Source organism: Corynebacterium sp. KPL4072 (assembly GCF_037908395.1).
Classification (GTDB): Bacteria; Actinomycetota; Actinomycetes; order Mycobacteriales; family Mycobacteriaceae; genus Corynebacterium; species Corynebacterium kefirresidentii.
In genome coordinates, this window is record NZ_JBBMGE010000017.1 from 1 (window position 1) to 4840 (window position 4840).

Here is a 4840-nt window from a genome sequence, read left to right on the forward strand (position 1 = left end):
GGGTGGGGTCGGTGGGAAGGAGGGGGGATAGGAAGGCGTCGATAAGCGCGAGCTCTTTGCGGGTAGGAATGGCCGAGAGATCATGGGCCTCAGCGGGCATGGGGATGTCCGGGGCGCCGCAGCGGAGGAACAAAAAACGCATGCGCACCATGCTACGCGCGCTTTTTTGGCCGGGAAAGTGTAAAGTTGGAGAGTATTTTGGCTTCAATAATGAGGAAGTGACTAAACAATGGCAGCGATCGTCATTGTCGGCGCCCAATGGGGCGACGAAGGCAAGGGCAAAGCGACCGACATCCTCGGCGGCAAGGTTGACTACGTGGTCAAGCCGAACGGCGGTAATAACGCCGGCCACACCGTCGTGGTAGGCGGCGATAAATATGAGCTGAAGCTCCTGCCGGCCGGCATCTTGTCTGAGAACGCTACCCCAGTGCTGGGCAATGGCGTGGTAATTAACCTCGAGGCGCTCTTTGATGAAATTGATGGCCTCGAAGCCCGCGGTGCGAATGCCTCGCGCCTGAAGATTTCCGCCAATGCGCACCTAGTAGCCCCTTACCATCAGACGCTCGACCGCGTGCAGGAGCGTTTCCTGGGCAAGCGCGCGATTGGTACCACCGGCCGCGGCATTGGTCCGACCTATGCCGATAAGGTCGCGCGCATTGGCATTCGCGTCCAGGACATCTTTGATGAGTCCATCCTGCGCCAGAAGGTCGAGTCTGCGCTGGACATTAAAAACCAGATGCTGGTGAAGATGTACAACCGCAAGGCCATCGAGGCAGACCAGATTGTGGACTACTTCTTGAGCTACCGCGATCGCCTACGCCCGATGGTTATCGATGCTGAGCTCGAGCTCAACAAAGCCCTAGAGTCCGGTAAGCACGTACTCATGGAGGGCGGTCAGGCCACCATGCTGGATGTGGACCATGGCACTTACCCGTTCGTGACCTCGTCTAACCCAACCGCCGGTGGTGCTTCCGTGGGCTCCGGCATCGGTCCAACCCGCATCAAGACCTCCCTGGGCATCATCAAGGCATACACCACCCGCGTTGGTGCTGGCCCGTTCCCTACCGAGCTTTTTGATAAGTGGGGCGAGTACCTGCAGACCACCGGCGGCGAGATTGGCGTCAACACCGGCCGCAAGCGCCGTTGTGGTTGGTACGACTCCGTCATTGCGCGCTACGCCACCCGCGTGAACGGCTTTACCGATTACTTCCTGACCAAGTTGGACGTTCTCACTGGCCTCGGTGAGATTCCTATCTGCGTGGCCTATGACGTCGACGGCAAGCGCTACGATGAGCTGCCGCTTACCCAGTCCGAGTTCCACCACGCCGAGCCCATCTTCGAGACCATGCCCGCCTGGGACGAGGACATCACGGAATGCTCCACCTTTGAGGAGCTGCCGCAAAAGGCCCAAGACTACGTCCTGCGCCTAGAGGAGCTGTCCGGCTGCCGCATTTCCTACATCGGCGTCGGTCCTGGTCGCGACCAGACCATTGTTCGCCACGATGTTATGGCGGATCAGTAAGGCGTAGTTCTTACCACCACCGTGGTGCGAGAGCCCCGCGCGCAGCTAGTCCTGCGTGGCGGGGCTCTTGGTATTTCTACGGAAGTTCCGTGTGTAGCTACAGGAGGAGAGGAACGGGATCGCTACTAACGCGCTCGATAAGACTTCCCTCTCGGGCGACAGTAACGGAAAACATCATAAATTAACTTTAGAAAGTTTACTGGAAGCGCCAAGGAAAGACCGACACTTTTGACCCCCTCAGGATCGGCATATTCGACACAGTGACTAATAAGGGTGAAGGTGTCTTACTTCCAATACCGCCGGCATTGTAGGGGTAGTAATTGATCTACCTTCGCTGGTAGTGAACTATTGGAGCGTGACGGAACCCTCTTTGTTGAGGGATTAGGGCAGGAATGAAGGTGTCGCAACGGTTGTTGTCCAAGCCGCATCGACTACGCTGGGTGTTTCCTTCTTCCCAGCCTATCCTTTGGATTCTCGGGCATCGAGCGATGCCACTGTAGCCCGGCCGCAATCGGCGGGGGCCTTGCTGCTGTTCCTGGCCACGTTCAACTTTAGAGATTGACCGTGAATATCTCGGACTTCCCCACGAGTAGAGCAGGTTCCTACACTGACAAGTGGCATCGTCTGCCAGTTTGCTACCCAGATTTTCCCGTTAACAAACCGGCTGGGTATCTACAGCGGATGGCCGGCTAGCCAGGCTAACTAGATTGATGTGATGCTGAAACACTCCTTTATGAAGCGAGTGGCATTCCACTGTTTGGGTTCTGGCCCCGGTAGCTAACATCTGCGCATAAAGTGCGGATTCCTCCAGCCCTCAGGTAGACATCCCAAGGTTTTCCTATTGACTAGGTAATTCCCCGCTTCCCTGGGGGAGCAAGCTCCAACCTAGGGGCGAAGCACAGGTGCCGGGATATCTTGGTGCTTTTTAGCTACCCTCACGGCCTTAACACGCTGAATTAAGTCTTTCCCTGTTGTGCACGCCTAAACACTAAGTTAAAATTAAGCAGGCTTTAAGTGCAGAGAATTTTCAGCTTTCGCGGGCCCTATTTCCGCGCACTAATACACAGGGAGTTACTTCAATGATTATCAAGCTTTTGAGTGGCCTACTCGCCACGATTATGAGCTTCTTTGGCTTGGGTGCCGCGGCGCAGGAGGCTGCGCCGGCACCTGAGAATAAGCAGATTGCTGTTGCTGAGAAGGGCAATAACGACGACGTGCAGGCCCTTATCGATACTGCCCATGCCGAGGCTGGCTACGAGTTCATCAGCGTGCGTTACGACGGTGACACCGCCAATATCGCCCTGAATCCGGATACCTACAACCCGGATAAGGACGACGTTACTTTCGAGGCAGTCTCCCAGCTCCTGCAGGAGAAGGGTTACCAGGTCACTGCTGTTCTTTAAGACCTGGTTCATTCCCTCAGGATCCGCACTGCGGCCTAGGTAAAGCATTTGCTTGCCGAGGCCCGTGCGGGTTTTTCTTTGTCTAAATTTTCTTGCCCCTGTGCGTGGCCTCCAGGTGTGATTGTGGCGACCTTAAGGCGAGTTTCCGCTCACATTTATTTTCTTGAAGATGAATAGAAGCTGGGTTAAGACTTGCTGAAGGTCCACCGTGACGCATGGTTGCATATTGTTATCGAATGCGCACTGGCAGTATCTGTAGCGCCAAACTATAGAGGGGTGCCGCTCGGAGTAGTGCGACGAAAATGTATGCAAAACAAATTTCAAAGCTGTACAACGTCAAATAACGAGCGGCGTATGAAAGTGTTTAAATCGATATCGCTAAAATCAATCTTAGTATTGATGGAGCTATTGGCCGTGGCTATATGGTCTAAAATGAAACCATCCTAAATCGGATATGTGTATTTTAATCTGGGCGTTATGTGGGGATATATACGTGTACCTGTGTCTAAAGCGTTAGTAAGCCTGTACAACATGCATCTTTCCTGAGGGTTTCTGGCTGGATTCTTAAATTTTCCCGTGATACCATCCTAAGTACACAATAAAAGTTGATCTAGATTTGGGTAGAATCCCCTGGTTAACTGCAGTGTGTTCAAGTCTCAATTTCAGGTTCTGCTCAGCGAAAACTCGCTGTACAGGAAGCGAATGTAAGTATTTGTACCGCTCGAAGAGGAAAAATGAGTAGATTAAAAAACATATCCCGAGAGGGGTGGATGGTCTTTACTGCAGTGCTTGCTGCGATTGCGGTTATTGCGGCCATGGTCACCGTTCCGGGAGCGAAGGCGGAGGCTGCTGAGCCTACCGATTTTACGCCCAACAATACATTGGGCAACGAGCTTAAGAAGGAAGAAAAAGACCCACAGCATTTTGCCGCGGACTACTCCTGGGGTCTGCTTGTTTGGGCGGGAGAGCCAGCAGGGCCCGGCTTTGGCAATGGTGGAAACAAAAATAATGATGTGGGCTGGGGTTGGTGTATTGAACCGCACGCTAAAACCCCTCTCAATACGCGGGAAGCGTATGAAAAGAAGAACGCTACGAAACTTGAGTTTGATGAGAAGTATCACGACGCCGTCATCAATCTCGGGCGGAAGATGGAAGCTGCAGCTGCACGAGGGGATAAAAAGGCGGCTGCCAACTATTACGTCTACCTGTTGATGTTCCTTGATTCGCATCAGAATCCAAAGAACCTACCATTTGAAACTATTGTAGGAAATAGCAAAGACTATTTCCCAGGGTTTACTGGATCGCACGAAGAGTTTACGGCGCTTACGGGTTATAAAATCGAGGGACCCAAAGAAGTGCCGGAGCTTGTAAAAGACCCGACGGTGGAAATAGCAAAGCAGCCTGAAGATGCGTTTATTACCGTTGTGCATCCGAATGGCAATCGCAATTCAAAGGCTCAGTCTGTCATTCCGGTAGACCAGCCCGGTCTGCCTGATGAGCCTGACAATGGTGGTGGTTCCGAAGAGCCCACGACTTCTTCTGAGGAGACTTCTTCGGACGAGACGACTTCGGAAAATCCTGGCGGGGAGACTTCTCCGAACGAGACAACTGAGAATCCTGAGCCGTCTGATTCTGAGGGAACCACTCCGAAGGACACCACCTCCGAGACGACTCCGGATAAGACGACTGATGTAACGCCTAATCCGGAACCGACTCCTACTACTAGTGAGCAGGAGAAGGGTCTTGAGCCAAAGATTGAAACGGAAGCTTCCATCAAGGATGGCAACCGTGTAGAAAAGGGTGCCACGGTTATTGACACCGTGACGTATAAGGACCTTGTTCCGGGTAGGGAATACACCCTGAAGGCTGAGCTGATTAGCAAGGAGGACGGCGAGTCTGTTCTGGGTACCGGTGA

The 4840-nt window shown here is 53.2% G+C and carries 3 protein-coding genes; all 3 read left to right on the forward strand.

Features of this window, described 5'->3' with window-relative positions; translation table 11 throughout:
- Nucleotides 1–229: 229 nt before the first annotated feature.
- On the forward strand, nt 230–1522 hold the full coding sequence (locus tag WMP97_RS11675) for an adenylosuccinate synthase (RefSeq protein ID WP_340440550.1): 1293 nt from the start codon (nt 230–232) through the stop codon (nt 1520–1522).
- 1079 nt (nt 1523–2601) lie between these two features.
- The gene (locus WMP97_RS11680) at nt 2602–2925 is read left to right on the forward strand and encodes a malonyl-CoA-ACP transacylase (RefSeq protein WP_340440551.1); all 324 of its coding nucleotides are present in this window, start codon (nt 2602–2604) and stop codon (nt 2923–2925) included.
- A gap of 734 nt (nt 2926–3659) precedes the next feature.
- Nucleotides 3660–4840 (forward strand): VaFE repeat-containing surface-anchored protein (locus WMP97_RS11685; protein ID WP_340440552.1); only part of this gene is annotated, 1181 nt, incomplete at its 3' end.